Source organism: Nostoc sp. DSM 114161, assembly GCF_052692665.1.
Genome location: NZ_CP195141.1, coordinates 5,624,580 through 5,651,230, shown reverse-complemented (window position 1 = coordinate 5,651,230; position 26,651 = coordinate 5,624,580). Strand labels below are relative to the sequence as shown.

The following is a 26,651-nucleotide window of genomic DNA, read 5'->3' as shown; positions in this document are numbered from 1 at the left end:
AAAGCTAAATTTTATCTAGGTTTATAAGTTTGTATCGAGTTAGCAATCCTACTGGAAAATTCTACTAAGTAGAAGGACTAAATTAAAGCTAACTTGAGGTTGCCGGGTTTCGACTTCGCTCAACCCTCATTTTCTCAAGGTTGGAGCATTGAGCGCAGCGATGCCCTGAGCTTGCCGTTGGCGAAGCCTCTCGTAGAGAAGGGTCGAAATGCGTCTTCTAAATAATTATGTCCACTTACTTATTTATATAGTATGTAAATGCGATCGCCCTGTGCCGATTGCACGATCGCTTTACCGCTAAATAGCATTTTTCATCTATTTGAACCACAATCTCTAGTATGAGCGAAGGGCCATTCGCTCCTACAATTTCACTGCTATAAATTACTTGACAAAAGCAACTTCATAATATCGTGTTTAATGCCCTGCCCCCACCACTCCAAACAAGGCAGATGTCCCTTGGGAGCCGACAGATCGAATTTTGCATCTTCTAACCAAATCCAGCGTTGATTGCTCAACCTCCAACCAACGCAATCGCCAAAACATTCCCATACTTGTTGTTCGCTGCGATCGCCCAGTTGGCCGCCACACTCTAAAAAGATTTGTTTCTGTATGCTCAAGCCAAAGTGACCCCGACTGTAAGTTGTCCATAGGCGATCGATCTCCTGCAAATCTGCACCAGGAATCTTCATCGCCCAATTTAGGGATAGCCAGTAAGTGTCATCTGGACTGTAGTATTCTCCTCCACTGAGTTCAAAAATCATTCTACGGGTCAGATCGTCTGCAACTCGCCAGTTTTTTTGACGCAGACTCATTTGTAAATGATGATACTTTGGATTTTCAATGATGGGTTCATCTGGAGGTGAGTCAACCTCAATTTTGAGCTTTAAACGAGGTTCTTGTAACTCTAATCCTAATATCTTTGACATAGCTTGTTCTAAAGCTAGGTAAGCAGCGATGCGATAAGAGTAGGGTCTAGAATCAATAGAATGCTCAGAACCGCCAATGATTCTAATATTCGTGTTTTCATAGGGAAAAGGAACGTATTTAATAGAGGCAAACTTGTTTGAATCTTCAGCGATCGCCTCACACAATCCCTGATACACATCTGCTAAAAATCGCGTTGTCAGTAAGTAATTCGTATCGTCATTTAAAGTGCTGTTTTCGGTGACCGACCACAACATAAAACAGCCGTCTCCATCAAAATTTGGTTCTAGCTGAATAATGACGTGCCCGTAGCCATTGCCGTCTATGCGTATAACCTTTCCCTCACCTACAACAGGCGTTTGAATTTGAGACAGGCTGATGGAATTTTTAGATTTGTGGGTCAGTGGATAGCGTTGCATGGTGGGAGGTTATAAATTTAGACGTGGGTAAAGGTTAATACATTTTCATAACTCTACTTTTTATTTACCCGCAACCAAATTTCTAAGCTTACCAATAACCAAAGTTTAACACCATAGCGCCCCCAAATATCGCCTTTATAGTGTAGCCAATTACGTAGTAGGGACTGATTAAAATAAGGCGCGATCGCACTTTTATTATCTAACAATAATTTCTTAGCTTCTCGTTGCCAGTACTTCCGAAATCCCATTTGTACGGGTACCATCATTCCACTTTTGGGACGATGAATAATCGAGTTTGGTAAAATATCAGCAACGGCTTGTTTTAGTACTGCTTTTTCTTCTACTCCAGAAAGTTTATATTGTGGAGGAATTTGCATACTCAAGTCAACAATTCGCTGGTCAAAAAGTGGCGATCGCCCATGTAAATTTGCTGCTTGAGTTAAGTTATTTACTTTTGTTAAAATTTGGTCTGCTCCCTTAAATTTGATATTCAGTGCCATTAATCGATTTAAGTAACTGGCATCAGAATTTAAATCACGCGAAAATACAGATGGTTCTGTTTTAACATCTGTCCAAACTTCTGGTTTAAAAAGTTGCGGCAAGTCTAACGCACACTTTTGAAAAGCAATTAAATATGCTTGTAATGAATCTTGATTATTAATTGAACCATATAAACTATTAATTAGCATCGGTTGATTTTTCGGGCCGCCAAAACACGGATCGCCACCTTCACCATTGAGAATAACTCGCACATTTTCTCGCGCCATTCTTCCCAAAAGAAAATTTGGGACTGTCAGCGGATCGCCAATCGGATCGTCAAGATAGGCTATTGTTTGGGGTAAGCGTTCCCACATATCTTTAAAAGTAATTTCGAGAATGTGGTGTTGAGTTTGACAATGTTCGGCTACCAAATTAGAAAACTCTAATTCATTGGGACATTCAGCACCAAAATGAATCGAGTAAGTATGCACTGGTTGATGATGAAACTTTGCTGCTAAAGCGGTGATGCTGCTAGAGTCCAAACCACCAGAAAGGAAAACACCAACGGGTGCGTTTTGCGGTAAATATTCTCGAACAACTCGATTTAGTAGAGAACGCAAGCGATCGCCATGCCATACTAAAGATTCATTCTCTCCTGTAATCTGCTGTTGCAATTCCCAGTAAGTATAAACTTTGTTTGCAGGCATTTCGATAACAGTTCCCGGACGCACTTCTCGCACCTGTTCCCAAAGTGTGCGTTCTCCCGGTACGAAGGCGCAGCAGAGATAATCCCGCAACGCCACCAAATCTACATCTGTTGAACGATAGAATGCAAGCGATCGCATTTTTGGCGCGATGGCGCGAATTGCACCAGCAGTAGTGTAATAGAGAGTCCGGCTACCAATGCGATCGCGTCCCAGCCATAATACTTGTTTCTGGCGATCCCAAATTACTAACCCAAACATTCCCTCCAATAATTTCAGACATTCGCAACCAAATTTTTCCCAAAGTTCAGCAATTAATTGACAATTGTTTGTAGAAAAACTATTTACATCAACTCCTAATTTTTGCAGCAACTCCAGTCGGTTACTTAGCCACAAATCTCCAACTACTACGAATTGTTCTGTAGAACTGAGTGCAAATTGTTCTGTAGTTAGCGCAGAAATGATAGCAAATTTGTCATCTTGCCAGACTACATCCTCTGTTAGAGTATTTAATGTTCCCCAAACGACATACCAGCTAAAGGGAATCTCTATTGGTGAAATATTAGATTTATTTTTTTTGAAAGTATTAAATAGCATAATAATAATTTATGTGCCATAGCTACGGCGGTAAATTACGCGCTAATTTTCCACCGTCCAATGTTAAAACTGTAACTCAGGTACGCGAGAAAAATCAGGCTGATTTCGCGTTACCAAAATTCCGTTATTAGCAATTGCAATTGACGCTATTCGTAAATCTTGAGTACCAATACGAACTTTTTGTCTTTTTAATTCTGTGTAATAATTTATAGCTTTATCGTCAAAATCAAGTATTTTAATTGTGTTAAAAAATTGTATTCCTTGCCGCAATCCTAAATAGCCCCATCTTAGTCTTTGAGCTTCGGAAGACTGGCGGATAGCATCCAACCACCCACGCATTTGTTCTTCAACTGTAATCACAGTAATAGCAATATCTTCAAAATTTACCTGATTTATACGTTGTGTAATTAAAACGTGCTGATTTTGAAAAAGCGTGAGGCTATCCGTATCTAGTATCCATATCATGAAAATCAATCCTCTATATCTATTTCTGTATCGACTTCACAGCGATAAGCTTCGATGTTTGATAAAACATCCTCAAATAAAGGATTATCTTTATACATACCTGCAAATTTCATCCAAGGATGTTCTGATTTTGCCGCTGCTATTTCTTGAGTAACAATTTCTAAATTTTGAAATCGAGAATTCACCAGTTCGTGTAAATTTTTCAGGGCTTCTTCCCGCGTTGCACTAAATACCTGACAGTCTGGTAAACCCCAAACTGTTGCTTGATATCCGCCTTCTTTGGCTTCAACTAATACTGAATAGCTAACTTTTGATAGTGAATCTTCCGTATTTTTCAGCAAATTACTAGTCATAAAATACCTTTTGCCATTAGTCATTGATAATTTGTTATTAGCTATTCTTCCCCAGCTTCAAACTTCTTTCCATCAGCATTTGAAGTTCGACATTCTCAACATTTGGTATGGCTTCTAAGCGAGAAATTCCAGCGATCGCATCCATAATATTACCCGATTTGGGACGCAGCCAGGCAGCGTGGGGCGCATAGGTGAGACTTTGCTCTACCTCGTAACCTGCTCGATTGATGGCTTGGTGCTGAGATTCCACATCAACACCTTCAGCAAAACGAATGAAAACCAGCCCAGTTGGTACAGCAAGGGAACCATTGGGTTCTAGTGTATAAATTGGACTCAATGTATTTTTTTCTGATTGATTGGGTTCGCCGGAAAAAACTGCGATCGCTCCTTCGTTAAGTTGTAAAATTGCTCCTGGAGCCACTGTGCTGGGTTGATTGTAATGTATTGCATAGTATCCAGGCTGACGAGTGTAAGATACAACAGAGCCTTCACTGCCAACGCGAATTTGTTGGGGATACTCAGAAAAGTAATCTTTTTGGAATCTCACTTCAGCAATCCGGGGTAGAGAATATATCGTCAGAAAATACTCAGCTGGAAAATAGATCATTTTTCTTAACTTCTAATGATGTTATAGCGTTTTTTAGTGGTATCAAATACAAATCTTTCCTACAGCTGCACAAATACAGTGAAGATTCGTAAATCAACCTGAGTTTCAATCCCTTGTTTTCTGGAAAGAAGAATTCAAGACTTGTATGAACTTAGAGAGATTAAATTCTGTTTAAGCTATATCTTTTCTTTGCCCTAATCCAGATATAACACATGAAAATCGATAAAGGAGATGAGGGAGTGAGGGAGCAGGGGAGATGGGGAGATGGGGAGCAGGGGAGATGGGGAGCAGGGGAGAGTTGTTGTACAAATTCTTTCTCCTCCGCCCCTCAGCCCCTCAGCCCCTCCGCCCCTCAGCCCCTCAGCCCCATCCACCATGCCCAATAAATATAGGAGATTAAATTATGGTTGAAGTTCGCTATGGTGGTGAAAATGGTCAACGTTATGAACTTGCAATTAGTGATGAACACATTGTAGTTCGTACCGAAAACCGCAGCCCTTTGATCGGTCAAAGGCCCTTTGAAGTTGCACCTGTATCTATTGCAGCTCGTAGCATCCTTAATCAATTCGAGTTAACAGCGCGGTTTCGACAAGCGGGTGTAGAAATTCTGCGTGCAAAAGTTCCGACTCAAGGTGTAGCTCTGCGCGATCGCGCCAGGGCTATTCTTAATGAAGAACCTAAAGTTGAATTCGCCGGACGCGTTCTCGTCGATCCCAGATCCCAAGAACCTGTAATCTATACCGAAAACCTCTTCGTTAAATTCGATAATCGCCAAGAGTCAAGGGTGTGTGAGGAAGTTTTAGGACGTTACAACTTAACAATCAAACGCAAACTTGAGTATGCGCGAAATGCTTATTTTGTCAGCGCACCTGCTAATACTGGTTTAGCCATCTTTGATATCGCCCAGACACTTCTCAACGAGCAATCAGTCGAGTTGTGCCATCCGGAATTAGTGCGTGAATTACGCCCGCGTCAGGTTTTTCCCCAGCAGTGGCATCTCAAGCAAACAACAATTAATGGTAAAGTTATCAACGCCCATGCCAACGTTGAGGCAGCTTGGAAATTGAGCGATGGTACAGGAGCGACTATTGCAATTATCGATGACGGCGTGGATCTCGATCATGAAGAATTCCGTTCCTCTGGAAAAATTGTTGCCCCGCGTGATGTCACGCGTAAAACAAACGATCCCAGACCAGGAAACGATGATAACCACGGCACAGCCTGTGCTGGAGTAGCCTGTGCAAACGGTAACTTTGGCGCATCTGGTGTCGCGCCCGGAGCAAAATTGATACCGATTCGTTTAGCTTCAGCACTGGGATCGCAAAACGAAGCTGATGCCTTTGTTTGGGCGGCTCAAAATGGTGCTGATGTGATTTCTTGTAGCTGGGGCCCCGCAGACGGTGTTTGGTTTGAACCAAACGATCCTCTACACAACCAAAAAGTGCCTCTACCCGACTCTACAAGACTGGCGATCGATTTTGCGATTAATAATGGACGTAACGGCAAAGGCTGTGTAGTTTTGTTCGCTGCTGGTAATGGTAACGAAAGCGTGGATAACGACGGCTACGCCAGCTACCAAAATGTGATTGCTGTGGCAGCTTGTAACGACTACGGCACAAGAAGCGCTTATAGCGACTTTGGTAAAGCAATCTGGTGCGCCTTTCCCAGCAATAATGGTGATGCTTCTCAAACTCCTGGAATTTGGACAACCGATCGCTCTGGTACAGTTGGCTATAACTCTGGTAAAGTCAGCTTGGGTGACACCGGAGGTAACTACACAAATGAATTCGGTGGAACTTCTAGCGCTTGTCCGGGTGCAGCTGGTGTAGTAGCCTTAATCATTGCCAGAAACCCAAATCTGCGGTGGGATGAAGTACGAGACATCATTAAACGCTCCTGCGATCGCATCGATCCAGTCGGAGGTAAATATGATGCCAACGGTCGCAGTCCCTTCTACGGTTACGGTCGAATCAATGCTCTCAAAGCCGTGGAATTAGCCAAGCCAAATCAACCATCACCCATCGGCATATTCCAAGCAGTGCAAGATGTACCAATTGCCGACTTGCAAACATCAAAATTACCATTGGCGATCGCAAATACCAACCTCATCAAATCTATCAAAGTTACCGTAGACATCGAGCATACTTACATTGCTGACCTCATAGTTACTCTCAACCCCCCAGCCCAAACAGGCGTACCTCCGATAATTCTCCACGATCGCCTCGGCGGATCTTCAGATAATATCAAAACAACCTATGACGAAGTGAACACCCCCAAACTTGCTGCCTTTAAAGGTAAAAGTCCCCAAGGAAACTGGACGCTGGAAGTGCAAGATAAAGCCAACCTAGATACAGGGAAAATTCGCAGCTTCACCATAGAAATTGCATTTTAAGCCAATACCCTTGGGATAAGCGAGAAAGCCCTCATGTAGAGACGCGATTTATCGCGTCTAAAAGACTGACACGTTAGAAAGACTTGGGTAAATCGCCGTCTCTACAGAGAATGTACTCGTCAATTATTCCTTGACAGACTAGTATTTCCGACTTGTGTGTACACCGTAGCTGCTTACCAAAGCGATTATTTATTTTTTATTTCCAACCCCCTTAGTTGGGTGATAGTGCTGCGAGTCGTTGAAATGCCGATGGTACTGGACTATTTACCAGGTGCTGGCGTATCACCTCAGCACACTCACCCGGACTTAACAACGAAGTATCGACTTCAAGGTCATAGATGCCGGGGATGTGGACTTCACGTTGCCATAACTCAACCGGATTTGGCAATGGAGAGTCAGCTACACTTACCGCCTTCCACCCCGTGTTTTGTCGTCTTTCGATAATTATCTCAATGGGGCAGCGAACGCCTACGAACAAGACAGGCAATCCCTTTAAACGTCGGGCACTATCGGTTAAAATACCCCGCTTGATTGCATATCCGTCATGGTGTCCGACATCAACAACGACATTCAGTCCCAAGCGACTGTGGGCGGCAATGGATTCATACATGGCGCTGTAGAGAACAGGAACGAGGGATTCGATGTCTTCGCGTTCTCCCCCTGGTCGCAAACCGATTCCTGGCAGGTAGCGTGCGGGAGTCATTTGCATAAACCTATCGACACCCAAGTTCATCCATACGCCATCAAACATCTCCTGGATCGCTTCGACAATGCTCGACTTCCCCGATCGCGGGGCACCATTCAAGATAATAATCTGTCCTAGCTCCTGTGTCTGTCCCACGATCGCTCCTCGCATCCTTTTCTAATATGTTTAATTGGCAGTCATTAAAAAAGTTTTCTTCTACCCAACAACAATAACTCAAGAAAAATGGCGAGTGGGGAGTAGAGGAGAAGCACGAAAGCAGGGAGCAGGGGAGGGAGGGGGAGCAGGGGAGGCAGAGGGGCAGAGGAGAATAATTAAAAATCAATGCCTTTCCCCTTTCCCCTTTTCCCTTTCCCCTTTTCCCTTTTCCCTTTCCCCTTCCCATGCCCCGTACCCAGCATCAATTAACTTTGGGTAACAGTCTCCTTCGCCAAAAACTTCTCTAATTCTGTCAGCGCATCAGCATCGACTTTAGTTTGCATTGGGCAGAATTTCGGGCCGCACATGGAACAAAACTCAGCAGTTTTATAAATGTCTGCTGGTAGAGTTTCATCATGATATTCCTTAGCTCTTTCGGGGTCGAGTGCTAATTCAAACTGACGGTTCCAATCGAAGTTGTAACGGGCTTTGGAAAGTTCATCGTCTCTGTCCCTTGCACCAGGGCGATGTCTAGCAATATCCGCTGCGTGAGCTGCTATTTTGTAGGCAATCAAACCATTCCGCACATCTTCGGCATTTGGTAATCCCAAATGTTCTTTTGGCGTTACATAACACAACATTGCTGTACCGTACCATCCCGCCATCGCTGCCCCGATCGCTGAAGTAATATGGTCATAGCCAGGAGCAATATCTGTTACCAATGGCCCCAAAACATAGAAAGGTGCTTCAGAACACTCTTCCATCTGCTTGCGGACGTTGAACTCAATTTGATCCATTGGTACGTGTCCGGGGCCTTCCACCATCACCTGTACGTCATGTTCCCAGGCTTTGCGGGTTAGCTGTCCCAAGGTTTTCAATTCAGCCAATTGTGCTGCATCCGAGGCATCATGGGTGCAGCCAGGACGCAGGGAATCTCCTAAACTGAAGGAGACATCATATTTTTTGAAAATCTCAATGATGTCTCGGAAATGGGTGTAAAGCGGGTTTTGTTTGTGGTGATGTAACATCCACCGTGCTAAGATGCCGCCACCGCGAGAAACAATACCAGTAATGCGGTCTCTCACCAAGGGCAAATGTTCGATCAAAATCCCAGCGTGGATGGTTTGGTAGTCTACCCCTTGCTGGGCGTGTTTTTCGATGACGTGGAGAAAGTCATCAGCAGTCAGCTTTTCAATTGTGCCGTGGACACTTTCTAAAGCTTGGTATACTGGCACCGTACCAATGGGAACTGGAGAAGCGTTGATAATGGCGGTGCGAATTTCATCCAAATTCCCGCCACCTGTAGACAAGTCCATTACAGTATCAGCACCGTACTTCACCGATAGATTCAGCTTATCTACTTCTTCTTGAAGATTGGAAGAATTGGGTGAAGCGCCGATATTAGCATTTACCTTACATTTAGAGGCGATGCCGATGCACATCGGCTCTAGGTTAGTGTGATTAATGTTAGCCGGGATAATCATTCTCCCCCGCGCTACTTCCTCACGAATGAGGTCAGCAGGTAGATTTTCCCGTTGGGCGACGTAGTGCATTTCTTCGGTGATAACACCTTGGCGTGCATAATGCATCTGAGATACATTACTCTGGCCACGCCGCTTAGCAACCCATTCTGTTCTCATATTGAATTCCTCAGTAAACAGCTTCCCTCCGCTGGTATTACCCAGACTCAGGTGTTAAGGGTGTAATCTCAGCCTGATGATGTAGGCACCCCTAGCATGGTTGTTGATTGTAGCACCTTGGTTATGGTTGGGATCTAAGGTGTTAACAATTCCTGAGGTGATAAGTAGGGGGCAGGGGAAAGGGAAAGGGGAAAAGGTTAAAGGGAAAAGGGAAAAGGAATAAATTTAATCTTTCCCTTTTTCCCTTTACCCCTTTTCCTTTCCCCTTGTCCTTGAGTAGGGGAAAAGGAATAAATTTAATCTTTCCCCTTTTCCCTTTCCCCAATTTAATAATATGGATTGATGCACTTAAGATCCTCACAGCCAAAACCTTGAGTCATCATTACAGATAGCTGTTGAGAAACTTGACTGTCGAGGTTTAATTCTTGCAGAATTTGTTCATGGGCTTGTCCTTGGGCAATTCGCTTTGCCATTTGCTCAAACTCTAGCCAAGTCAAATCGCTCTCAACAAATGCTTTGGCAAGGGTAATTACTAGTTCCTCATAATCATTGTCTTCCATTTTTGTCATCATTCGGTGTTCGATGTGAAGCGAATCATCGAAACAGTAATACCAGGATTTCGGTTGCTGCTTAACTACCCTTCGGAAAAATTCTTGATGTTTGGAGCGACTAACAGCAGTATCCGCTTCACTACATACCATTAAAACAGGGGCACAAACAGAGCTTTGAGCCTTTTCTAAAACCTCCTCTCCCAGTTGAAGAAATATCCGTAATGCCTTGAGACGAAAACCTTTATAACCAAAATTTCCAGGTGCGTCTTTGTTGAACCATTCAAAGTAAATTGGCAGGATTTTGATAAGTCCATCGAATAGCGAGTAACGGCTACCGAAAAAAGGCGCGAACAATAAAGCGCGGTCAATTTCCTGGGGATGCTCTAAACCTAACCAAGCAGCTAAAGTCCCACCTGATGATAATCCACCAATTACAACTTGTTCTCCTAATGTTTTTGCAATCTGCAACCATTCGAGGAGAAATTGTTGATATATCTGAATATCTGTTGGTAGTGGTGGAGGATTTTGACGGCTCCAGTTGCCCGATCGCCCATGACCGGGTTGTAAAGGAATTAAAACATTATATCCTTTATTAAAGAAGGCTTTACCAAGCGGCTCAAACTGGTAGGGGCCTGCTGTAAAACCATGCAAAAACAAAAAAACTTTTGATGTGAATTCAGGGTGAATCAAAAATTTAGAACGGCAGGCTTCATTTTTGAGACCCACTGTCGATTCTAATTGGTGAACTTGCTCCAAGATTTCTGCTGTTTTTTGAATGCCAATTTTCATTTATGACTAAACCACAAGCTTTTGTAAACAACGCAACCAGCGCAGAAATTAAAAAGTCTGGTTAAATGTTCATCATAGCAAGGTAAATGAAAGTCTCGGTTATTTCGGATAATTTAGCACTCACGAGTTTAGTTTAAAGGGATCGTTGTTTTGACTGCGTTAATTACTTAAATTAGTACACAATTTACCCAAATGAGAAAGCAAAAGCTGATTTTACTTGCGGAAAACACCAAAATGAGAAAGCAAACTGTGATTTGAGAAAGCAAAAGTTACTTTTACTTAATAAAAACACTAAAATCAGAAAGCAAAACCTGATTTTACTTGCGGAAAACACTAAAATGAGAAAGCAAACTGTGATTTGAGAAAGCAAAACCTGATTTTACTTGCGGAAAACACTAAAATGAGAAAGCAAACTGTGATTTGAGAAAGCATTTCCAGAAAATGAGAAAGGAATTAAGTATTTTCCTGATTAATTTGACTGTAATTTATGTTTTTGATGAAGTAATTAAGTATGGCGATCGGTGTAGAGGCGATGGTTAAATATAATGCTTCAATATTGAAAACTAAGCTTCTTTAGTATTTTGCCTTGTTCGTTGCAACAGCGATGGATTTCGATCTTGGAGTTGGCGAGCGAATTCTTCATCAACTGCAATTTGTTGCCGAATTTATTCTTTACGATCGCGATCGTAGGCTCAGGCTGCATAAACATCAGCTAGGCTAATACTAGAATGACACTCAAGAATTTCATCAGGCGACATTCCCATCTGTTCGTGCCAGATAACAATATCCTGGACTCTAATGCGATGTCCTGCAATCCTGGGTTTACCTCCGCATACACCAGGAGTAATTTCGATGCGTTCTTGATGATAGGGATTAACCCGATCTTTTTTAGTAAGACTTATATTGTCAATTATCTCAAATATCGGACTTATCTTGCTTAAAATACAAGCGATCGCATTTGGATGAGATTATCTACAATAACCTTGATTTGAGGTGTTTGGTTTGGTCGTTAGTTTCTGGTAGATTTTATGATGGACTTAGCCATGCCAATGTAGGTAAAATTGTTGGCAAAGAATTCTTCAGGCAGTGGGAAGATAAAGAGGAGAATAATAACTCCTAACTTCTAGCTGAGCACTCTTGCAAAACAGAGCGCACAGAGAAAAGCAAAGATTCTATCAGTCACTTTGACTTCTGCAACACAAGCGTATTTGATGGCTAAATCAATTGTTTCAACAAAACGGCTCAGCAAACAGTTCATCCGCTGGTTGCTGGAAGAAAATAGACGAAAGCGGCAAGGGCGTTACCACAAGGAAGAATCACATCGCCAGCATCCTTGGTGGCAAGTGATGTGCTTGACTGGTGTAGATTATTTCTCGACTCTGGGATATCAACCTGGAATTGCAGCATTGGCAGCTGGCGCTCTTTCTCCTGTGGCGACGCTGATTCTAGTTTTGCTGACGCTGTTTGGCGCATTGCCCATTTATCGCCGCATTGCTGCCGAAAGCCCTTATGGGGAAGGGTCGATCGCTATGTTAGAGCGTTTGCTCTCCTGGTGGCAAGGCAAATTACTCGTACTGTGCCTACTCGGCTTCGTAGCAACGGACTTTATTATCACAATTACTCTGTCGGCTGCTGATGCTACAGCCCATATCATCGAAAATCCCCTGGCTGCAAATTGGCTTCACGATCGGCCCATCGCTATTACTTTAATATTAATTGCATTACTAGGCGCAGTTTTCTTGAGAGGTTTCAAAGAAGCCATCGGTATTGCAGTGTTTTTGGTGGCAGTTTATCTGCTGCTGAACTTTATTGTGGTTAGCGTTGGTACGTATCAGATTCTAAATCATCCAGAAGCGATCGCCCAGTGGCAAACTGCCTTATTTGCCCGCAATTCTAATCCTTTACTACTAGTCGGTTTAGCTCTTTTGGTATTCCCCAAGTTGGCGCTGGGATTATCAGGCTTTGAAACTGGCGTCACTGTTATGCCCCTTGTTAAAGGTAGCAGCAGCGACACTCCCCAGTATCCCAGAGCCAGGATTCAAAATACACGCAAGCTGCTGACTACTGCTGCTGTGATTATGAGCTTCTTTTTGCTCACCACCAGTTTTATAACTAGTCTGCTGATTCCCGCGCCAGAATTTGCACAGGGAGGCAAAGCCAACGGACGCGCCTTGGCTTATTTGGCGCATCTTTATTTAGGCAATAGCTTTGGCACAATTTACGATTTAAGCACGATTTCTATTTTGTGGTTTGCTGGTGCATCGGCAATGGCAGGGCTATTAAATATTGTGCCTCGTTACTTGCCGCGCTATGGCATGGCACCCAATTGGGCACGAGTCAGCCGACCTTTAGTGTTAGTCTATACAGCGATCGCTTTTCTTGTCACAATTATCTTTCGAGCAAATGTCGAAGCTCAAGGTGGGGCTTACGCAACTGGGGTGCTGGTGTTGATAACCTCAGCCGCCTTTGCTGTGACTTTATCAGCTCGCCGTCACAGAGAGAAGCACGCAACCTTCATCTTTGGAACAATTACAGTGTTATTTGTATATACCACTGTTGTTAATATCATCGAAAGACCAGAAGGGATTCGCATTGCTGCATGTTTTATCGGTGCAATCATTTGTACTTCCTTGATTTCTCGCGTTTGGCGTTCGACTGAACTGCGAGTTGAGCGAATTGAAATTGATGATATTGCCCAACAATTCATTGCCGAAGAAAGCCAGGGAGCAATACGAATAATTGCCAATCGCTTGAATACAGGAGATATCGAAGAGTATTCTTCAAAAGAGAAAGAAGTGCGTGAAGACAATCATATTCCAGCTGACGATCCAATTCTCTTTTTAGAAATTATGGTGGCAGATGCTTCAGAATTTGCTGAGGTGATTAAAGTCAAAGGGGTGCAAGTTGGAGATTACCGCATCCTACGCGCTCAGAGTGCGGCAGTACCCAATGCGATCGCTGCTTTATTATTGTATATTCGCGATCGAACAGGTAAGATTCCCCATGCTTACTTCGGTTGGGTGGAGGGAAACCCCATACAATACTTACTGCGCTTTATTTTATTTGGTGAAGGTGATATTGCCGTTCTCACCCGTGAAGTACTTCGTCGCGCTGAAAAAAATCCCGAAAGCCGTCCTGGCGTCCATGTTGGAGGATGAGGCAAAAAGGAAATGTGCAACAGGCAACTAATAACTTTTGTTATTGCCTATTGCCTATTGCCCGTTCCCTATTGCCTATTTACTAAAAGCATCCTTGATGTTGTCAACAGCGCGTTCAACAACATTTTTGGTATCGTCTATTGCTTTCTGTGTGCGAGATGCATCTTCGTCTGCTCTTTTCTCAATTCGAGCTGCATCTCTTTGTGCTTTACGTCCAATAAAGCTACCATTATCTGTTGCGTTGTCTACTTTATTGGCATTGCTGTTTGCTGCTTCCTTTAGCTTGTCTCGTGTCTCTTGCACGAAACCCTTGGTGTTTCTAGCATCTTCACTAGCTTTGCTTTTAGCATCATCGGCATCAACAGATGCAATTAAGTTTGTTGCAGGATTCGCCATTGCTGAGGTGTTTACAATAAATGCACCATGCCAAATAAAAGCGATCGCTGATACGCAAAACAATGTTGTAGCTATCCAACGTCCGACAACCGAAAGCCCTTTTGTAACAAAATCCAGTTTCATAGAACACAATGTCCATTTGCTTTTGTACTTTATATTTACTTCATCTGGCTCATGAGCCAAATCACTCCCCAGATAGAGGTTTTCTCATCATAAGTTATTAGAAAAATTCGCTCTTTTAATAGATTTAAATGGTAGTTTAGTTAAGCCTAAAGTTCATAGGATAACATCTCAAACTTATGCTATATTTTTTTGTCATCTTAAATTATCTAAATAAACTTCTGGCGTGTTAATATCTAATAATACAGAAGGATCGTTAAACTCTACTTTGCAAATTACAGGGTAAAATTCTTGGATAACTTGGCGTAAACCAAGAGTTTCTTCACGAATATTTTGTAAGTGCGATCGTATTTGATTATTAAATAACAATGGATGGCCCATTTTGCCTTGATATGTGGGTGCAGTAATCAATGCTAAATTATCTTGGTGTGCTGTAAGTAATTTTTGATAAATCTCTAATTTTCTCGGTTGATCGACTGCGGAAATTGCCAATACTTCAAAGTTTTGGGGAACGTATTCCAATGCTGTCAACAGAGAGGTTGTTTTCCTTGCATCACTATAAGGATTAATTACACTTAAACTACCACAAAGACAATCTTTTTGTTGCTGGCTATTGTGTAAACCTAGCACTACCACAGGGGTAAAACCTAAACTCAACCACTGTTCTAGTTGATAAGTTAATAATGTCTTACCTGCACCCCAAGGAAGTGAAGTTTTACAAGTACCCATACGGGTAGATTTTCCGGCTGCGAGAACAATAGCAAAGTTCATAAATAATACCAATTCAAAATTCACGCATTAAGAAACTTCAGCATATCTGTATTTTGGGGCTTGAATCTCTTGCTTGATTTTGCAGAATTATTATCAAATATAGAATTTTTCTTTGATTAAGTAGGTCAATTTAATTAAATATAAAACAATAGTAGGGTGCGTTGTCGCAAAGCGTAACGCACCTCAATTGATATAGTAGAATCTATCGAGGTGCGTTAGCCTACGGCATAACACACCCTACATTTATTTACTGATTCCCCATTCCCCATTCCCTACTCCCTACTCCCTAGATAAAGAATTCCCAGTACCACCACGGCGAACTTTAATTAACTCAGCACAGATACTAACTGCAATTTCTTCTGGTGTTAAAGCACCAATATCTAAACCAATTGGTGCATATATTTGATTTAAAAAGTCAGTTTTACAACCTTCCGCTTGGAGTATTTTATATACGGTGTTGACTCGCTTATTGCTACCAATCATCCCAATATATGACAGTTGATAATTAGATAATAGCCGTAAAGCAGCTAAATCTTGCAGATAACCTCTAGTAACTAAAGCAACATATAAATTACTATTTTTATTTAATATTTCTTGAATTGAGGTGATGGGTTCTGCTAGCACCAGCGATGCATCGGGAAATCTTTCTTGTGTGGCGAAATCGGAGCGATCGTCTTGTACAATAACTTGAAAACCTGCTATTTTGGATATCTGCACTAGGGAAATTGCAATATGTCCTCCACCTATAATTAAAAGTTTTGGCGGCGGTAGTAAAGGTTCAATTAATGCTGTACCTTGTAAAGATGCAATTACTTCTGTTTCTTCGATTAAGTAAGTTTTTTCATCTGTGTTAAATGGGGTGATAATCGCTGCTGAATGTCCTGATGTTAAAGCATCTATAATTTGATTGGCTAAATTTAAGCTTTCCGAGCCTGACCATAACTCTAATAATACCTGCATTGTACCGCCACAAACACCTTGAGTTTCTCGTTGGGGTACGCCAGATAAATCGATTTCTACAAATTGTTTTTTACCTGTTTTTAATAATTGCAAAGCTTGTTGATAAACTTTTGCTTCCCCAGCACCACCGCCAATTGTTCCTACTGCTTTACCATCGGCGCTAATAAACATTTTCGCACCTACTTCTCTTGGTGTGGAACCTTTGGTGCTAGTGACAGTTGCTAAAACTGCGACACTATTTGTTAAGGTTTTTGCTAGTTGTTGGTAGAACTCAAGCACACAATCGGCAATCTTTGATTAACTATTTAAATAAGGTCGAATCACTGAAAATTTAAAAATTTATCTTCTTGAAAACTTACCTTTGTTACACTAACCCTAAATGACTAATACTTCGGCTCCGCTCAGTACAAGTGACTAATGACTAATGACTAGATCTAAAAGGTTGTCCTAATGATGCAGGCGTCTCAAGTTTAATGCGTGTATTATCCCTTGAGATAAATATTAATACCAAGATAGTAGCTAAGTAAGGTAAAGAAGACAAAATATAAGGAGAAATATTAACTCCTAACCCTTGAAGTATTAATTGTATAGCACCAACCCCGCCAAATAAGTATGCACCAAGAAGGATTCTTTCAGGTTTCCACGTAGCAAACACAACTAATGCGATCGCAATCCATCCTCGTCCACCAGTCATATTTTCCGCCCATAGCGGCGTATATGCAAGGGAAAGATAACCTCCCGCCAACCCAGCCATCGCCCCACCAAACATTACCGCCAAATAACGAACTTTGCTAACAGGTAAACCCAAAGCATCAGCAGCATCAGGTGACTCGCCAATACTCCGCAACACTAAACCCGCCCGCGTACTTCGCAAAAACCACCACAGCAGGATCGCTAAGATAACTGAGGCATACACCAAAATATCTTGATTAAATAAAACTTTACCCAAAAGCGGAATTGATTTTAAAATCGGGATGTCAACAGGTTGCAGTCCGGTAATTGTTTTGCCTACATAACCCGCACCAATAAAGGCGCTGAGTCCGGAACCAAAAATACTCAGGGCTAAACCCGTTGCCACTTGGTTGGCAGCTATAGTAACTGTTAGTAAAGCATAAATCAGAGCGATCGCTATCCCCGATATTAATGCGATTAATAATCCAAAGTAAATATTACCTGTAACTGAAGCCGCAATAAAACCACCCGCAGCTCCAACCAGCATCATTCCTTCAACACCAAGGTTTAACACCCCCGATTTTTCAGTTATTAATTCACCTAATGCTGCAAAAATTAGAGGTGTAGCTGCCCGTATGCTATCGCTAACGATGAAGCTGATTGTTTGGATATTCATGATTTGTAACTACAGCTGATACTGGTGTTACCAAATTTTTTTCTTGGGCTTGTATTTCCAGTAGTTCGGGTATTGTCACAAATTTATAACCTTGTGCCTTTAAACCATCAATAATTTGCGGTAAAGCTTTGACAGTCCGAGAACGATTTCCGCCACCATCATGCATTAGTACAATTGCTCCTGGTTTGGCATTTTTCAGCACATCTTTGACCATCTTTGGCACTTGAGGCGAACTACGTTCGGCATCTCCCGATAATTCTGACCACATTATGACAGTATATTTCTGGCTTTTAGCATAGTCAGCTAATCCATTCTTTAAGAAGCCACCAGGGGGACGAAACAGAGTAGTTTTCACTCCTGTAGTTTGATAAATGATGTCTGCTGTAGTATTTATTTCATTAGCCGCAGTAACTACATCGACATGACGATAGGAATGATGCCATGTATGGTTGCCAATTACCTCGCCATCAGCTGCAACTTGCTTGGCAACCTGGGGAAAATATTTCACCATTTGCCCAATCATAAAAAACGTAGCTTTGATCTGATTTTTCTGCAAAATTTCTAATATCTGCCCTGTATTTTTAGGGCTGGGACCATCATCAAAAGTTAGGGCGATGACTTTCTCAGTTGGCTTGAGTTTTCCTTGATAAATGACTGTTCCCTGAAATTTATTCGGAATTTGATTTATTTGGTTTGTTGTTGAGGAGACAGCTTGTGCAGATCCAATAATTGCCCGATCTTGACTTGCTTTCTCATTTTTTAGCGGTTTAATTCCCAATAAATAATCAATTTTTGTTGTACCTAAAAACACGCTGATGCCTAAAGTAGTAACACAAGTCACTAATGTAACGACTACCAATTTTAAACTGACAGATAATTTATCATTGGACACATTAAATCTCCTGATTTTTGTTATTTTTCATTGTCATTTGCCATTAAGAACTAGCTTACAAATTATTTATTACATCAAATCAACATGAAGTGTGCTTTTATACTTCTGTTTCTAAGACAACACCTTCATACAGCAATTCTATAGGAAACTCAAATTCAATGCTGGAGAAAGCGATCGTTTCTCCAGCAGTGTAACGATAGTAAAGCCACATTCTTCCTTCTCCCCGACAGTAACGCTCAACGGAGATTTTTTCAGAGTCAATCAAGATATATTCCTGTAAACTGGGGATTGTCAGGTAGTAAGTGAATTTTTCCCCTCTATCTTTAGCACTTGTACTAGGAGAAAGAACTTCGACTAGCAACTTGGGGTTTTGAATAAATTTGCGGGCGTTGATGTCTTGAGGGTCACAACTGACGATAACATCAGGATAGTAGTACTGATTCTGAAAATTTGCTTGCACTTTTACATCTGACACATTCACTCGGCAACCCCTAGAACGCAGATGAGGACGTAGAGCAGTGTAGAGATTTAAAGCAATGTCATTGTGGGGAATTGTACCACCTGTCATGGCAAACACTTCGCCATAGAAATATTCGTAGCGAACGTCTTGTTGAGGTTCCCATTCGAGATATTCTTCAACGGTCATTTTTTGGGGTTGTTGGGGGATGGCTATCATACCATGTACCTGAAATTATGAATTATGAATTATGAATTATGAATTATAAATTAATAATTATTTGGTCATAATTTAGAATACTAAATTTATCTTCATTTAATTTTTACTCGATTGTAAATTAATATATCTGCTGCTAAAACAAAAAAGAATAAAATCCCTTGAAACATTCCAGCTAAAGCTAAAGGAAGTCCCAATTTAATCTGTACTAATTCGCTGCCTACATACAAAAGTGCTATGAGTAAACTGGATAAAATAATACCCAATGGATTTAATCTGCCGATAAAAGCAGCAATAATAGCAGTATAACCGTAACCTGGAGAAATACTAGGGCGTAGTTGACCAATGGGGCCCAATACTTCGCAAACGCCAGCTAAACCTGCTAATCCACCGCTAATGAGGAGAGTTAGCCAAATAATGCGATCGCTCTCTATTCCAGCATATATCGCAGCCTTAGCGCTAGAACCAATTACCCGCACGCTAAAACCAAAAAACGTTTGTCGCAATACTCCCCAAATTAACACAGCTGCCACAACTGCCAAAATTACACCTAAATGCAATCTCGTACCAGCAATTAATGGTTGTAAGCTAGCAAATTTATTAAAAGGTGCAGATTCCGGAAAGTTAAATCCTTGGGGATCTTTTAATATCCCATCTACTAAATAGTTTAAAAGAGAAATCGCTATATAATTTAACATCAAGCTTGTGAGAATTTCGTTCGTATTAAATCTCACCTTCAGCCAAGCAGAAATACTTGCCCAAATCGCACCACCCAACACACCGGCTATTAAGCTAAGTAGCAATAAACTATAATTATTAATACTAGGAAATGCTAAAGCTACAGCACCACCACAAATCGCACCGATAGTAAACTGCCCTTCTGCGCCAATATTCCATACCTTACCCTGAAAACACACCGATAAACCAACAGCAATTAATAAAATCGGTGCTGTTTTGACAGTTAATTCTGACAATCCATAAAAGTTGGTTAACGGCGAAATTAATAAAGTTTGTAAAGCGGCGATCGGCGGCTTCCCCAATGAATAAAATAATATAAATCCTAAAATCACCGTTGCCAGTATTGCAACCATAGGTGATAAAACTTGCCATATTTTCGACGGAATATTACGGGGTTCAAGTTGAATGAGCATAAATCTAAATTAGAAACTATTTTAGGACTTACGCACAGCTAACGGAAAATCGAACCACAGAGGCGCAGAGGTCACGGAGAAATGAGAGTTTGAGAGAGATTTTGCGTAAGTCCTATTTATAAAGTAAATCTTAAGTAGTGGGGTGGCAAAGCTAAAATGTAGCCAAAAATTGTAGGTTGGGGCAGGACGGGTTAAGAGGCTTGTAACGCTAACGCGGAACTCATAGGGTAGCAAGTGGCGTTTGAACGAAGTGAAACCCAACACCGACTAAGTACGGTAAAACCATTTTGACAATAAAAAAACCCGCATAAACGGGTTAATTGTTAGTTCATATTATCAATCTTGAGAAACCTATACGGCAGAGAAGTAACTTTTAGATTTGACGGTATCGGGAACCATTGTTCGATCTCCTTCTTGCCAACCTGCTAGACAAACTTCATCGAGATGAGTTTGCACGTATTCAGGTATTAAAAATTAGCTATCTGCGATTATATCGTCGATGAATTCAAATGCTTGTGAGGGGTTATTTAGATTAATATATATTCCCCGTAACGGTTGACCGTTTTTGACAACAGTAATTCCTGGGAAAGGTGGGTATATTCGTGGTGCGAGAACAGTGCTGTAAATGAATTCATTCTGTTCAATACTGCCTACAGTAAGTTTGTATTTATCACCATAAGTCTTTTCAACTTCAGATTTTAACTTTGTTTTGACATCTTCAGGGAACAAATCCGAAACCAAAAGTACAATTACAGTCTTGTCGGATTTTAATAATTCGCTTTCAAGATTTCCTGGATTAACGGTCACCCAATTAGCCGCCATCGCTGGTGATGGCAAAAACATCAAGGTACTTACAACCACAACTAACAACACTGATATTAAGCGTCGTCCGAATTTAGCAATACTTTTCATGATTTTCTCTACGTCAATCGAAAACTTCGTAAAGAACTTAACATGACTGAAAAACAGATGCAAGGACAGTTAAGACACTTAAGCAGAAATATAAGGACAGATAAGACAGATAAGACACTTAAGCAAAAATATATTGCGATTAGTGGTCTATTAAGTTTGAATTGATGGGTAAATTCGGTTAAGTTGGAGGCGAGGATCTTATGTATTCAGAAGGCAGAAGGCAGGAGGCAGAAGGCAGAAGGTAATCCACCCTTAAAAGAGTGGGATTGGAACAAGGACGTTTTATACCTTGCTGCAAGCAGTCTCAATATAATTACTTATCTAAACGCCGCTCTAGACCCAGAACTAAAGTTTTAATTGTTACTCCTAACATAAGTGCCTTCTGCCCTATCTTCGACACGCTGCGCGAACGAACTTCTGCTTTTCTTGGTAAATCGCCAGTCGATGTCTGTGATTTGTTCGCTGAGTGGGAACTTTAGTATCAGAACTTTGGCCTCCTGTTTTTAATTGAGATAGTGTGAGTCTGGTAGATTGTGCGCGAGTACCAACTGATAGCCTATCGCAAAAGTTTTGAGAGGTTCGTAGTAAGCACTTTAGTGCTTAAAAAAGCAAGGACTAAAGTCTTGAATACAAACGCCCCATTTTTTACTTCTTTGCTTGTACAACTTGCAAACTACCACCTGCATACAAAGTTGGCTTACCCACCTCAAAGCCAGTTTCGGTTAACAAACCAGGCAAATCAGTTTTTAATAATTCCCAAGCTGTTTCTGTCTCAAACAACAACAAAAACACTGATACTCCAGGCCAAAATATTGGATTTGTGGGAGCGTGAAAATCTATTAGAGTAAATACTCCTCCTGGCTTCAACACCCGATAAACCTCATTAATAATCTTTCGTAATTGCTGGGGTTCCATTTCGTGTAGTGCAACGCTGATATGTACCACATCAAACAGATTATCTGCAAATGGCATTGACTCGGCAAAAGCTTGCACATAGGACGCTGATGGTACATTTTTTTGCGCCCGTTGCAAAGAAAAGGGCGAAGCATCCAGCCCTGTTACATTTTGTGAAAGTTTTACCAAAAATTGTGTTGCTTGGCCGCTACCACAACACAAATCTAAAACCTGAGTATCTGAATCAATTGTTAAGCCTTGCAAAGCAAGTTGCCGAAAACGACCTTCACCACCTACGCTCAAGGCTGCTAAACGAGAAATAGTATCATATAGCCACTGATAGCGGTAACTCCAATCCCTTAAAATTGTTGCCATTGCATATTTCCTTGCTATTAAGCTTTATATTTAATAAAGATATATTGTTAACATTAGTAAAAAACCTGAAAAGATCGGGGGAAAGTAACTGCTATGGGTCGTGTAGGCGTCTTATTACTCAATCTCGGTGGCCCCGATAAGCTAGAGGATGTTGGGCCGTTTTTGTACAACCTATTTTCCGATCCGGAAATTATTCGCCTACCGTTTCGTTGGTTGCAAAAACCCCTAGCTTGGTTCATAGCCACCCGGCGAACCAGAACATCTCAAGAAAATTATAAGCAAATCGGTGGCGGTTCCCCACTGCGGCGGATCACAGAAGCCCAAGGAGAAGCTTTAAAAGAACAGTTGGGTTATTTGGGGCAAGAAGCTAATATTTATGTGGGAATGCGCTATTGGCATCCGTATACAGAAGAAGCGATCGCGCAACTCACCCAGGATAATGTAGAACAGCTGGTAATCTTACCACTTTATCCCCAGTTTTCTATCAGTACCAGCGGTTCCAGCTTCCGGCTTTTAGAAAAGCTTTGGCAAGAAGATCCTAAACTGCAACGCATTGATTACACCGTCATTCCTTCCTGGTACAAACAACCAGGTTACCTACAAGCAATGGCGGAACTCATAGCCCAAGAACTAGACCAATTTCCGAACCCAGATGAGGTTCACGTCTTCTTCAGCGCTCACGGCGTTCCGAAAAGTTATGTTGAAGAAGCAGGCGACCCCTATCAACAAGAAATTGAGGAATGTACTGCCTTAATTATGCAGACCCTCAATCGACCCAATGCCCACACCTTGGCTTATCAAAGTCGCGTCGGCCCGGTAGAGTGGATACAGCCTTATACTGAGGATGCCTTGAAAGAACTAGGCGCCCAAGGCGTAAAAGATTTAGTAGTCGTGCCCATCAGTTTCGTCTCAGAACACATTGAGACCCTACAAGAAATTGACATCGAGTATCGAGAAGTCGCAGAAGAAGCAGGAATTCACAACTTCCGTCGCGTACCTGCTCCCAATACCCATCCAGTGTTTATTAATGCCCTAGCCGAATTAGTGATTGATGCGCTGAAAAACCCCAGTTTCAAGCTGTCGCAAGCAGCCCAAATGAAAAAAATGGTGAAGATGTATCCCCAAGAGCGTTGGGAGTGGGGTTTAACTACTAGCGCCGAAGTCTGGAATGGTCGCATCGCTATGCTCGGCTTCATTGCCTTAATCATCGAGCTAATCACCGGTCACGGTGTATTGCATATGATTGGGATTTTGCAGTAAAGGGCAAAGGGGAAAAGAAAGATCCCTCCTTTTCCCTTTAACCTTTCCCCTTTTCCCCAATCCCGATTCCCTTGTGATACCAGTCATACCACTGCTTGGCGCTACGAACTGCAAACCACAGCAAAATTAAAGCGATTAATCCTCCTTGCCAGGGAGCATCAAAGGCAAAAAGTACTAGAGCAATACATAAGGTATCTTGAAGAAATACTGCCCACAAAGGTAAGCCGCGTAACCGATAGAACCATCCAATTTGAACTAGCTGGAGTACCAAAGCTAACAGACCCCCAGTTAAGCCAATTAGCCAGTGTGGTGTTGCTGTGGCAGAAGCTACCGCTAACCCCATAATTGCCCCTACAAGAGGAGACATTGATAACTGAATCATTTGTAGTAGTCTTTGTCCCCATAGCTTTTTTGAGGCTAATAATTCAACTAACGACCAACTGGTGAGGCAGGTTAATAATATTGGCTCAGAAATATGAGATAAAATCGGCACTTGCGACCACAGGTTACTACCCTGCAACAGCCCAATAATTAACAAAGGTGTGCCTATTCTCATTCCTGCTGCCGCAGAGGCAGAGAGTGTGGCTAGGATTTCAATCATCAAAGCACTCGCAGCACAAATAAGTAAGTAAGTATTTGTTATGTATACTACCCACCGTTGTTGGTAATTACAGCAGCAAATTGAAAGTGTTTTCTGGGAGTGGGGAATGGGGAGATGGGGAAATGAGGGAGCAGGGGAAGCAGGGGAAGCAGGGGAGATGGGGAGATGGGGAGATGGGGAAGTGTGGGAAGTGTGGGGGGAAAGATTTCTTCCCCATCCTCCCAAACCTCCCACACCTCCCACCCCTCCCACACTTCCTGCTTGCCCCATGCCCAATAAAATTTAAATCCCTAGCCGTTGGTAAACTTCTTCTAAGTGCCGCAGATGTTGTTGGGGATCGAAACACACCTCTAGTTCTGCTGGGGACAATTTTTCGGTAACACGGGGGTCTTTGCTAATTAAGTCTTGGAAATTGCCTTCTGGCTTGTTCCAAGCGGCGTGAGCGCTTCCTTGAACGATCGCATAGGCTTCTTCGCGGCTCAATCCCTTGTCTATCAAGGCAAGTAGCACTTTTTGGCTGAAGACAACGCCGCCGTAGCAGTTGAGATTTCGCTCCATGTTCTCAGGATAAACCAGCAGGTTTTTCACTAAGTCGGTAATTTCTGCAACCATAAAATGTGTCAAAGTGCAAGCATCTGGCAAAATTACCCGTTCTACGGAACTGTGGGAAATATCGCGTTCGTGCCACAAAGCAACGTTTTCCAAGGCTGCACCAGCATGGCTTCTCACAAGTCGTGCCATTCCCGTCAGCCGTTCCGAACGGATGGGATTGCGCTTGTGTGGCATGGCTGACGAGCCTTTCTGACCTTTGGCGAAGAATTCTTCGACTTCTAGAACGTCTGTTTTTTGCAGATTGCGAATTTCCACGGCAAAGCGTTCGATGGATGCTGCTAATAGGGCTAGTTGTTGCACGTAGTCGGCGTGGCGATCGCGGGAAATTACTTGTGTGGAGGCTGTATCGGGTTGCAGTCCGAGTTTTTGGCAAGCGATCGCTTCTACACGCGGTTCGACGTTGGCATAGGTGCCTACTGCACCGGAAATCTTACCCACGGCAATGGTTTGACGGAGAATTCTCAGCCGTTCTTGATGCCGCAAAACTTCTGCTAACCAGCCAGCTAGCTTGAAACCAAAAGTGATCGGTTCAGCGTGAATCCCATGCGAGCGACCAATCATCACTGTATGACGATGTTCCTGTGCCTTTTGGCGAATCGCACCAATCAAATCTTCTACGCGTTGCAATAACACATCCAAACTAGCAACCAATTGCAGTGCTAAAGCTGTATCCAGTACATCGGAACTGGTTAACCCCAAGTGAATATAGCGTCCGGCATCTCCAACATATTCATTGACATTTGTCAAGAAAGCAATTACATCGTGGCGAACTTCAGCTTCAATTTCTAACACCCGCTTTGGATCGAAATCTGCCTTCGCTTTAATTTCCTCAACAGCCTCAGACGGAATGTAACCCAACTCAGCCTGAGCCTCACAAACTGCGATTTCTACTTGCAGCCAGGTTTTTAACTTATAGGCTTCACTCCACAGATTACCCATTTCGGGCAGAGTATAACGCTCAATCACAATCTGGCACAGAATACAACGGCCATATTTTACAGTCTAATTAGTGTACATCGCTTTTTAACTCTACTTTTTGCCCAGCGATGGAATTAGGCTTTGAGTCTGAGGTAATGATACTAATCCTACCGTCAGCTTCCATATACGCCAATTTTACATCAGCCAAAAATTCCACACCTTGCTGACGTAACTTGCTCATCAATTCCTCTTCTGTAATTAATTCTCGTTGCAAATGCCGCTCAATCATCCGGCCATTTTTAACCAGTAAAAGCGGTGGCGGATTCATAAAACGTTGAAATTGCGGAATCTTGTAGCCTAACCAGTTAAGTAAGTAACTCCAAAAAATTACAGTTCCCACCAGAATTGCACCTTCAGTAATTGATGTATAATGGCTTGCCATAGCGTTTTGGGCAGCTTCAGCAAATAGCACAACTACCAGTAAATCTGTAATTCCTAAAGTTCCAAGTTGGCGACTAGGAAGCAAGCGTAGCACTGAGAACAGCGCTAAGTAAACTAGCGACCCGCGTATAATCAATTCCGAGACACTCATACTAGGAACAAAGATTGCTTCCCAATCAATAAAAAACAATTTTTGCATTAACATTAATTTTCTTTAAATCTCGTCAAGAATGCCGTTGTTTATAGGATTTATGATTGAAATTTGTTTTAGTGCAATAATTTTAGTCCTAATTAGAAATAAGTTTGCTTTGTAAATGATAAATCTGACAGTAAAATTATTACCGTCAGTCGTAATTAGCGATGTCTACGATGGGCTACGCCTACGCAGCTTATTTGCTTTGAAAAAT

At 42.1% G+C, this 26,651-nt stretch carries 24 protein-coding genes, 1 pseudogene and 1 riboswitch; of the genes and pseudogenes, 3 read left to right on the top strand and 22 right to left on the bottom strand.

The features are described from left to right. Positions 1-374: 374 nt before the first annotated feature. The 5 genes from NSTC745_RS23990 to NSTC745_RS23970 form a co-directional block, all read right to left on the bottom strand. Entirely contained in the window at positions 375-1,343 is a 969-nt protein-coding gene (locus NSTC745_RS23990; RefSeq protein ID WP_445633197.1) for a GUN4 domain-containing protein, read from the bottom strand. Positions 1,344-1,396: 53 nt separating this feature from the next. Further along, a complete protein-coding gene (locus NSTC745_RS23985) occupies positions 1,397-3,124 on the bottom strand; it encodes an asparagine synthetase B family protein (RefSeq protein ID WP_445633196.1) in 1,728 nt (575 codons plus the stop codon). Positions 3,125-3,187: 63 nt separating this feature from the next. Beyond that, positions 3,188-3,589, bottom strand: a complete 402-nt coding sequence (locus tag NSTC745_RS23980; protein ID WP_445633195.1) for a type II toxin-antitoxin system VapC family toxin — start codon at positions 3,587-3,589, stop codon at positions 3,188-3,190. 5 nt (positions 3,590-3,594) lie between these two features. Beyond that, on the bottom strand, positions 3,595-3,942 hold the full coding sequence (locus NSTC745_RS23975; protein ID WP_445633194.1) for a type II toxin-antitoxin system HicB family antitoxin: 348 nt from the start codon (positions 3,940-3,942) through the stop codon (positions 3,595-3,597). Between the two features lie 37 nt (positions 3,943-3,979). Then, entirely contained in the window at positions 3,980-4,549 is a 570-nt protein-coding gene (locus NSTC745_RS23970) for a hypothetical protein (RefSeq protein WP_445633193.1), read from the bottom strand. A gap of 403 nt (positions 4,550-4,952) precedes the next feature. Between NSTC745_RS23970 and NSTC745_RS23965 the strand changes: the two genes are divergently transcribed. Continuing rightward, positions 4,953-6,941 carry a S8 family serine peptidase gene (locus NSTC745_RS23965; RefSeq protein WP_445633192.1) on the top strand — a complete coding sequence of 663 codons (1,989 nt, stop codon included), beginning with the start codon at positions 4,953-4,955 and terminating at the stop codon, positions 6,939-6,941. 211 nt (positions 6,942-7,152) lie between these two features. Here the strand turns inward: NSTC745_RS23965 and NSTC745_RS23960 are convergent, their stop codons facing one another. The 4 genes from NSTC745_RS23960 to NSTC745_RS23945 all read right to left on the bottom strand — a co-directional run bounded on the left by NSTC745_RS23960 (position 7,153) and on the right by NSTC745_RS23945 (position 11,562). Further along, positions 7,153-7,797 carry a chloramphenicol phosphotransferase CPT family protein gene (locus NSTC745_RS23960; RefSeq protein ID WP_445633191.1) on the bottom strand — a complete coding sequence of 215 codons (645 nt, stop codon included), beginning with the start codon at positions 7,795-7,797 and terminating at the stop codon, positions 7,153-7,155. A 251-nt stretch (positions 7,798-8,048) separates the two neighbouring features. Beyond that, positions 8,049-9,422 carry a phosphomethylpyrimidine synthase gene (gene thiC, locus NSTC745_RS23955; RefSeq protein WP_445633190.1) on the bottom strand — a complete coding sequence of 458 codons (1,374 nt, stop codon included), beginning with the start codon at positions 9,420-9,422 and terminating at the stop codon, positions 8,049-8,051. 6 nt (positions 9,423-9,428) lie between these two features. Continuing rightward, a riboswitch (TPP riboswitch) is annotated at positions 9,429-9,525 on the bottom strand. Positions 9,526-9,748: 223 nt separating this feature from the next. Further along, on the bottom strand, positions 9,749-10,762 hold the full coding sequence (locus NSTC745_RS23950) for an alpha/beta hydrolase (protein WP_445633189.1): 1,014 nt from the start codon (positions 10,760-10,762) through the stop codon (positions 9,749-9,751). A gap of 692 nt (positions 10,763-11,454) precedes the next feature. Beyond that, positions 11,455-11,562, bottom strand: coding sequence for a DUF433 domain-containing protein (locus NSTC745_RS23945; protein ID WP_445638673.1), 108 nt, complete (start codon positions 11,560-11,562; stop codon positions 11,455-11,457). Between the two features lie 411 nt (positions 11,563-11,973). On the opposite strand from NSTC745_RS23945, the gene NSTC745_RS23940 reads away from it, so the two are divergent. Further along, positions 11,974-13,920 carry an amino acid transporter gene (locus NSTC745_RS23940; RefSeq protein WP_445633188.1) on the top strand — a complete coding sequence of 649 codons (1,947 nt, stop codon included), beginning with the start codon at positions 11,974-11,976 and terminating at the stop codon, positions 13,918-13,920. A gap of 75 nt (positions 13,921-13,995) precedes the next feature. Here the strand turns inward: NSTC745_RS23940 and NSTC745_RS23935 are convergent, their stop codons facing one another. The 10 genes and pseudogenes from NSTC745_RS23935 to NSTC745_RS23890 form a co-directional block, all read right to left on the bottom strand. Next, complete coding sequence (locus NSTC745_RS23935) at positions 13,996-14,439, bottom strand: hypothetical protein (RefSeq protein ID WP_445633187.1); 444 nt, start codon at positions 14,437-14,439, stop codon at positions 13,996-13,998. Positions 14,440-14,631: 192 nt separating this feature from the next. After that, positions 14,632-15,207, bottom strand: a complete 576-nt coding sequence (locus NSTC745_RS23930) for a nucleotidyltransferase family protein (protein ID WP_445633186.1) — start codon at positions 15,205-15,207, stop codon at positions 14,632-14,634. 279 nt (positions 15,208-15,486) lie between these two features. Then, the gene (locus NSTC745_RS23925; RefSeq protein ID WP_445633185.1) at positions 15,487-16,446 is read right to left on the bottom strand and encodes an XdhC family protein; all 960 of its coding nucleotides are present in this window, start codon (positions 16,444-16,446) and stop codon (positions 15,487-15,489) included. 142 nt (positions 16,447-16,588) lie between these two features. After that, entirely contained in the window at positions 16,589-17,515 is a 927-nt protein-coding gene (locus NSTC745_RS23920) for an ABC transporter permease (RefSeq protein WP_445633184.1), read from the bottom strand. Further along, positions 17,484-18,407, bottom strand: a complete 924-nt coding sequence (locus NSTC745_RS23915; protein WP_445633183.1) for a polysaccharide deacetylase family protein — start codon at positions 18,405-18,407, stop codon at positions 17,484-17,486. The genes NSTC745_RS23920 and NSTC745_RS23915 overlap by 32 nt, the downstream gene beginning before the upstream one ends. A 97-nt stretch (positions 18,408-18,504) precedes the next feature. After that, complete coding sequence (locus tag NSTC745_RS23910; protein ID WP_445633182.1) at positions 18,505-19,083, bottom strand: Uma2 family endonuclease; 579 nt, start codon at positions 19,081-19,083, stop codon at positions 18,505-18,507. A 92-nt stretch (positions 19,084-19,175) separates the two neighbouring features. Then, entirely contained in the window at positions 19,176-20,231 is a 1,056-nt protein-coding gene (locus NSTC745_RS23905; RefSeq protein ID WP_445633181.1) for an ABC transporter permease, read from the bottom strand. Positions 20,232-20,582: 351 nt separating this feature from the next. Beyond that, a pseudogene (locus tag NSTC745_RS23900) lies at positions 20,583-20,693 on the bottom strand (peroxiredoxin); the annotation flags it as partial. Between the two features lie 12 nt (positions 20,694-20,705). Further along, complete coding sequence (locus NSTC745_RS23895) at positions 20,706-21,143, bottom strand: hypothetical protein (protein ID WP_445633180.1); 438 nt, start codon at positions 21,141-21,143, stop codon at positions 20,706-20,708. A 645-nt stretch (positions 21,144-21,788) separates the two neighbouring features. Beyond that, a complete protein-coding gene (locus NSTC745_RS23890) occupies positions 21,789-22,412 on the bottom strand; it encodes a class I SAM-dependent methyltransferase (RefSeq protein WP_445633179.1) in 624 nt (207 codons plus the stop codon). Positions 22,413-22,505: 93 nt separating this feature from the next. On the opposite strand from NSTC745_RS23890, the gene hemH reads away from it, so the two are divergent. Then, a complete protein-coding gene (gene hemH / locus NSTC745_RS23885; RefSeq protein WP_445633178.1) occupies positions 22,506-23,672 on the top strand; it encodes a ferrochelatase in 1,167 nt (388 codons plus the stop codon). 37 nt (positions 23,673-23,709) lie between these two features. Here the strand turns inward: hemH and NSTC745_RS23880 are convergent, their stop codons facing one another. From NSTC745_RS23880 to NSTC745_RS23870, 3 genes are all read right to left on the bottom strand, one after another. Then, positions 23,710-24,273 (bottom strand): DUF4126 domain-containing protein, encoded by a 564-nt coding sequence (locus NSTC745_RS23880; protein WP_445638672.1) that lies wholly within the window; start codon positions 24,271-24,273, stop codon positions 23,710-23,712. 282 nt (positions 24,274-24,555) lie between these two features. After that, positions 24,556-25,851 (bottom strand): adenylosuccinate lyase, encoded by a 1,296-nt coding sequence (purB, locus tag NSTC745_RS23875; protein ID WP_445633177.1) that lies wholly within the window; start codon positions 25,849-25,851, stop codon positions 24,556-24,558. Positions 25,852-25,891: 40 nt separating this feature from the next. Beyond that, on the bottom strand, positions 25,892-26,443 hold the full coding sequence (locus NSTC745_RS23870; protein ID WP_445633176.1) for a DUF421 domain-containing protein: 552 nt from the start codon (positions 26,441-26,443) through the stop codon (positions 25,892-25,894). Positions 26,444-26,651: the final 208 nt, after the last annotated feature.

Excerpts from the sequence above, each read along its gene's own strand:
- NSTC745_RS23990 (WP_445633197.1), bottom strand. The coding sequence starts at position 1,343 with ATGCAACGCTATCCACTGACCCACAAATCTAAAAATTCCATCAGCCTG.
- NSTC745_RS23985 (WP_445633196.1), bottom strand. The coding sequence starts at position 3,124 with ATGCTATTTAATACTTTCAAAAAAAATAAATCTAATATTTCACCAATA.
- NSTC745_RS23980 (WP_445633195.1), bottom strand. The coding sequence starts at position 3,589 with ATGATATGGATACTAGATACGGATAGCCTCACGCTTTTTCAAAATCAG.
- NSTC745_RS23975 (WP_445633194.1), bottom strand. The coding sequence starts at position 3,942 with ATGACTAGTAATTTGCTGAAAAATACGGAAGATTCACTATCAAAAGTT.
- NSTC745_RS23970 (WP_445633193.1), bottom strand. The coding sequence starts at position 4,549 with ATGATCTATTTTCCAGCTGAGTATTTTCTGACGATATATTCTCTACCC.
- NSTC745_RS23965 (WP_445633192.1), top strand. The coding sequence starts at position 4,953 with ATGGTTGAAGTTCGCTATGGTGGTGAAAATGGTCAACGTTATGAACTT.
- NSTC745_RS23960 (WP_445633191.1), bottom strand. The coding sequence starts at position 7,797 with ATGCGAGGAGCGATCGTGGGACAGACACAGGAGCTAGGACAGATTATT.
- thiC (WP_445633190.1), bottom strand. The coding sequence starts at position 9,422 with ATGAGAACAGAATGGGTTGCTAAGCGGCGTGGCCAGAGTAATGTATCT.
- NSTC745_RS23950 (WP_445633189.1), bottom strand. The coding sequence starts at position 10,762 with ATGAAAATTGGCATTCAAAAAACAGCAGAAATCTTGGAGCAAGTTCAC.
- NSTC745_RS23940 (WP_445633188.1), top strand. The coding sequence starts at position 11,974 with ATGGCTAAATCAATTGTTTCAACAAAACGGCTCAGCAAACAGTTCATC.
- NSTC745_RS23935 (WP_445633187.1), bottom strand. The coding sequence starts at position 14,439 with ATGAAACTGGATTTTGTTACAAAAGGGCTTTCGGTTGTCGGACGTTGG.
- NSTC745_RS23930 (WP_445633186.1), bottom strand. The coding sequence starts at position 15,207 with ATGAACTTTGCTATTGTTCTCGCAGCCGGAAAATCTACCCGTATGGGT.
- NSTC745_RS23920 (WP_445633184.1), bottom strand. The coding sequence starts at position 17,515 with ATGAATATCCAAACAATCAGCTTCATCGTTAGCGATAGCATACGGGCA.
- NSTC745_RS23910 (WP_445633182.1), bottom strand. The coding sequence starts at position 19,083 with ATGATAGCCATCCCCCAACAACCCCAAAAAATGACCGTTGAAGAATAT.
- NSTC745_RS23905 (WP_445633181.1), bottom strand. The coding sequence starts at position 20,231 with ATGCTCATTCAACTTGAACCCCGTAATATTCCGTCGAAAATATGGCAA.
- NSTC745_RS23895 (WP_445633180.1), bottom strand. The coding sequence starts at position 21,143 with ATGAAAAGTATTGCTAAATTCGGACGACGCTTAATATCAGTGTTGTTA.
- NSTC745_RS23890 (WP_445633179.1), bottom strand. The coding sequence starts at position 22,412 with ATGGCAACAATTTTAAGGGATTGGAGTTACCGCTATCAGTGGCTATAT.
- hemH (WP_445633178.1), top strand. The coding sequence starts at position 22,506 with ATGGGTCGTGTAGGCGTCTTATTACTCAATCTCGGTGGCCCCGATAAG.
- NSTC745_RS23880 (WP_445638672.1), bottom strand. The coding sequence starts at position 24,273 with ATGATTGAAATCCTAGCCACACTCTCTGCCTCTGCGGCAGCAGGAATG.
- NSTC745_RS23870 (WP_445633176.1), bottom strand. The coding sequence starts at position 26,443 with ATGCAAAAATTGTTTTTTATTGATTGGGAAGCAATCTTTGTTCCTAGT.